This is a genomic window from Frankia sp. AiPs1 (assembly GCF_023716945.1).
Taxonomy (GTDB): Bacteria; Actinomycetota; Actinomycetes; order Frankiales; family Frankiaceae; genus Frankia.
This window is the reverse complement of the sequence record NZ_JAMQQF010000508.1, coordinates 1-4,343: the sequence shown is the minus strand read 5'-3', so window position 1 is coordinate 4,343 and position 4,343 is coordinate 1. Positions and strand designations below refer to the sequence as shown.

At 71.1% G+C, this 4,343-nt stretch carries 2 protein-coding genes; one reads left to right on the top strand and one right to left on the bottom strand.

The features are described 5' to 3' along the window. Nucleotides 1-206: 206 nt before the first annotated feature. Nucleotides 207-1,148 carry an ABC transporter permease gene (locus tag ND748_RS26265; RefSeq protein WP_251748847.1) on the bottom strand — a complete coding sequence of 314 codons (942 nt, stop codon included), beginning with the start codon at nucleotides 1,146-1,148 and terminating at the stop codon, nucleotides 207-209. A 473-nt stretch (nucleotides 1,149-1,621) separates the two neighbouring features. Here ND748_RS26265 and ND748_RS26260 point away from each other — a divergent pair, with 473 nt between their 5' ends. Next, nucleotides 1,622-4,210 carry a haloacid dehalogenase gene (locus ND748_RS26260; RefSeq protein WP_251748846.1) on the top strand — a complete coding sequence of 863 codons (2,589 nt, stop codon included), beginning with the start codon at nucleotides 1,622-1,624 and terminating at the stop codon, nucleotides 4,208-4,210. The last annotated feature ends 133 nt before the right edge of the window (nucleotides 4,211-4,343 follow it).

The window sequence follows — 4,343 nt, the reverse complement described above, 5'->3', positions numbered from 1 at the left end:
GCCGTCGACCGGGCCGCGCGGGGCCGCGGGACGCCTCCCCCACGGCGGGGAGGCCGCACCGCGCTGGTACGCGGACGAGTGTCGGGCCACTACAACTCCTTGCTGGCCGCCGGCGGACGTCTCACCATGATCGCACCGCGGTCGGCGTGCTCGCTCCAGGGCTCGCGGCGGCGGACGACGACGTCGCCGGGCCGCCGGGAACCCACCTACAGATCCTCGGCGAAGTCCGCCTGCATGGTGCGGAACACGTGGAACCCCAGCCAGAGCAGGACGAGCGAGATCGCCCCTGCGACGGCGAGATGTTCCAGGTAGAAGTTGTATCCCGGGTCCGCCTGGACGGGGGTCGAGCCAGTGGAGCCACCCCCAGGATCGTAGATCGCGCGTTGGAACGTGATGACCACCACGGCCATCGGGTTGAGCAGGTACACCCAGGTCCACTCGTGCAGCCGGCTCTGGATCAGGCCGAAGGCGTAGACCATCGGGTTGAGCCAGAACCAGGCGAGCAGGGCGACGTCAAGCAGGTGGGAGGTGTCGCGGTAGCGCACGTTCAGGGCGCTGACCAGCAGCGACAGCGCGATTGTGAACGTGATCGCGACGGCGCCCGCGGGCACGAGCAGCAGCAGATCGGCGCCGAGCAGGTTGTAACCGAGGATCAGGATCACCACGAAAAGGACGAGCAACTGGAGCAGGAAGTGCACGGCCGCGAACCCGACCGCCGACAGCGGGAGTACGGCGAGCGGGAACCGCACCTTCTTGACCAGGTTCGCGTTCGCGACGACGCTGCCGCACGCTGAGGACACGCTGCCCGAGAAGGCGTTCCAGATCAGCAGCCCGGACATCAGGTAAATGCCGAACCGCGGAATTCCGGACTTGAGGACGATCTGGAAGACGAACGTGTACACCACGAGCAGGAGCATCGGGTTCGCCAGCGACCAGGCGAAGCCCAGCGTGGAGCCCTTGTACTTGACCTTCAGATCCTTGCGGATGAGATTACGCAGCAGTTCCCAACGCACCCTCGTCTGCGCCCGGCTGCGGCGGGCCAGCCGGCTCGGGTCCATCGCGGGCTGCCCCGGGCCGGGGCCCGCCGGCGGCGGGGACGGGGCCATCGGAGCGCCTGCTGGCAGCGGAGCGTCAGCGAGATGTGACATGACCGGTCCTCCCCGTCCCCCGGAGGTCAGGCCGTCGATCCGCGGCACGGCGTGGCTGGAGCTGCACCTGTCCGCTCCTCACTCGACACGACAGAGATCTGACAGTACCGAGAACCGTCGCCGGCCTGACACGCCCCCGGCCGGGGCAGCGCCGGGACACGCCCGCCGGACGTTGCGCCCACCGAGGGTGTTGTCCCGATCGCGGGTGAATGGCCGATGGAGCGCGATGGCGAACCGGCCCGCTTCTCGGCGGAATCGTGACGGTACCGCGCCCGGACCGAGCTGGCGCCGCCAGCCGGTCCGGTGGTCGGTGTCCGGAACGGGGTTCATAGTATCGACCCGTCCATCTGGCTTCGGCCGGCCGATGCCGCGTGGGGGATTCCCGACGTTTGGCGGCCGTCGGGGCCGACCCGGCGGAGGCGGCCGTACCGGTCGCATGGAGCGGCCTTACCGGTCGCATGGAGAGGACGGCCGTGTTCACCGACGTCCGACTACGCGAAGTGTGGTCGCATCTGGAGTCGGGCGGGGCACAGGCCCTGACTCTCGATGTCTTCGACACCTTGTTGTGGCGCATGGTGCCCGAACCCACCCACGCGTTCCTGTTGCTGGGCCACCGGCTCGCTGACGCCGGCCACCTGCCGCCCAGCGTCTCGCCGGGCGAGTTCGCCCGGCTGCGCGTGCACGCCGAGCACGTGGCGCGGATGCACGCCCATGACGCCCGCGGCACCCACGAGGTACGCCTGGACGAGATCTGGCAGGTGCTGGCGCCCGCGTTGCCGGGCACCGCCGGGGTGCAGGACCTGATCGACGCCGAGGTCGCCGTCGAACGCGAACTGTGTCGCGCCGATCTCGCCGTGGTCGAACTCGCCGAGCTCGCCATGATCAAGCTCGGCCTGCCGGTGTACCTGCTGTCGGACACCTACTTCTCCGCCAGCCAGCTCGAACGGCTGCTCAACCGGCCGGAGCTCGCGGGGGTGCAGTTCACCCGGATCTTCACCTCTTCCGATGCCGGGACCTCGAAGAGCGACGGGCTGTTCCAGCACATGCTGGCCGCGTCCAACCTCCAGCCGTCCCGGGTGGTCCACCTCGGCGACCATCCCGTCGCCGACGTCGAGGGCGCCCGCGAGCACGGGCTCGTCGCCATCCATTACCCCAAGTACGCCGGATCGCTGCGCCAGACCCTCGACCTGGAGGGACTTCGTAACCAGCCCAGCGACGACGTCCCCATCGACCCGGTCGACGGCGACTTCGGGGTGACCGCCCTGCGCGCCCGGACGCTGCACCGCGCCGACGCCCTCGCCGTGCCCGCCGGACTGCGCCGCTACTGGGAGACCGGGGCCACCGTGTTCGGCCCGGTCTTCGCCGGCTTCGCCGAATGGGCGGTGGAGCGGGCCCGGGACTTCGGCGCCGACCACATCCACTGCCTGATGCGGGAGGGGGACTTCCTGTCCCGCCTGCTCGTCGACCCGGGCGAGGACGTCGGCGTGTCCGTCTCGACGATGTGGGCGTCCCGGCAGGTGTGCGCGCTGTCCAACGTGTTCGAGGGCAGCCCGGAGGAGCTCAAGAGCTTCCTGGTCCGCCGGCACGCGCCGAGCGTCGGGCAGCTGCTGCGCCAGCTCGGCGTCCGGTTGGAGAACGTCGCCGGCATCTCCGCGCTGGCCGACCGGCGCCTCGACGTACCGGGCCTGCTCGACGACACCCTCGAGGAGCTCTGTTCCGACGAGCGGATCCGCAGCGAGATCGTGCTCACCGCCACCCGGCTGCGTGAACGCTACGTGCGCTACCTGGACAGCCAGCTACCGGAGACCGGTCGGGTCGTCTTCCTCGACCTGGGCTGGGGTGGCACGATCCAGGCGCTGCTCACCCGGCTGCTGGCCTCCACCGGCCGCAAGCTGGACATCCTGGGCCTGTACCTGGCGACGAACCAGGCGGCGATGACCCACCGGCTCGCCGGGATGGAGCTGGAGGGCTACGTGGCCTCCGGCGGCCAACCGGAGTCGATGGCCAACCAGCTCATGCGCAGCCCCGAGGTGCTCGAACAGCTCTGTATGCCCGACGTGGGGTCGCTGGTCTCGTTCGACGAGATGAGCAATCCGGTGCTCAGCATCGACCGGACCTCACGCACCCAGGTGGCCCAGCGCGCCGCTGTCCAGGACGGCATCCTCGCCTTCCAGCGGGAATGGCTGCGCTACCGGCGTTCGGAGACCCCGATGCCGTCGCTGGCCTCCGCCGGGGCACGCCGCGCCGGCCTGCGCATGCTGACCCGGTTCGTCGCCCGCCCCACCGCCGCCGAGGCCACCGCGTTCGGCTCCTGGGCGCACGACGACAACTTCGGCTCCGACTCCACCGAGGGTCTGCTGCCGCCGGAGCTCGTGCGCCGGATGCCCTACCTCACCCCGGCCGACATCGACCGCATCTCCATGCGGGAGCTGTACTGGCCCGCGGGCGTCGCCGGCGTCGCGAACCGGCCGCTCGCCGTCATCAGCGGGCTGGCCGCGGCCGCCGGCGTGCCACCCGAGGAGGTCTCGCCGGAGGCCGCCGCCGGCCCCGTCGAGGTCTACGTCGACACCGGCGCCGACTTCGTCAACGGGGTGAAGGAGACGGTGCTGACCCGGTCGGCCCGCGACGGGCTGTCGCTCGTCCGGCTCAGCGTGGAGGCCGTCGGCGCCCGTCGCATCCGCATCGACCCGGCCGGCCGGCGCGGGCTGCTGCGGCTGGACTGGCTGACACTGTCGTTCCACGTCAACAACATCGCCGAGCCCTACAAGGTGACCATCACGTCGCTGGACGACCCCGCCCAGCAACTCGCGCTCATCGGCCTGCGCCTGCTCCAGCCGAACCTGGTGGAGATCCTCGGCGACGACCCCCAGTTCGTCTACACGATCGATCTGGCCTCCCAGCCGCATCTCGCCGGGGTCTACGCCCTCGACGTCGAGATGGCCTTCGGCTGGATGGGCATCCGGGGCGACTCGCTGATCCTGCCGGCCGCCGGTCCGGCCCGCGACGGGCTTCCCGTCCGGGCGGCCCGCAAGATCCGGCGCGAGCTCGGCGGACTGCGGTGACCGACCAGCGGGACCCCGAACCCGCCGCCATCGAACCGCGGGACGCCGCCGACGCCTCGGGGGTCGAGGGCGTCCCGGGCGTCCAGGGAGTCCCAGGCGTCCAGGGCGTCCGGGGCGGCCAGGGCGAGGACGC

What these genes read in the sequence shown, in the direction of transcription:
- ND748_RS26265 (WP_251748847.1), bottom strand. Translation starts at nt 1,148, where the DNA reads ATGTCACATCTCGCTGACGCTCCGCTGCCAGCAGGCGCTCCGATGGCC.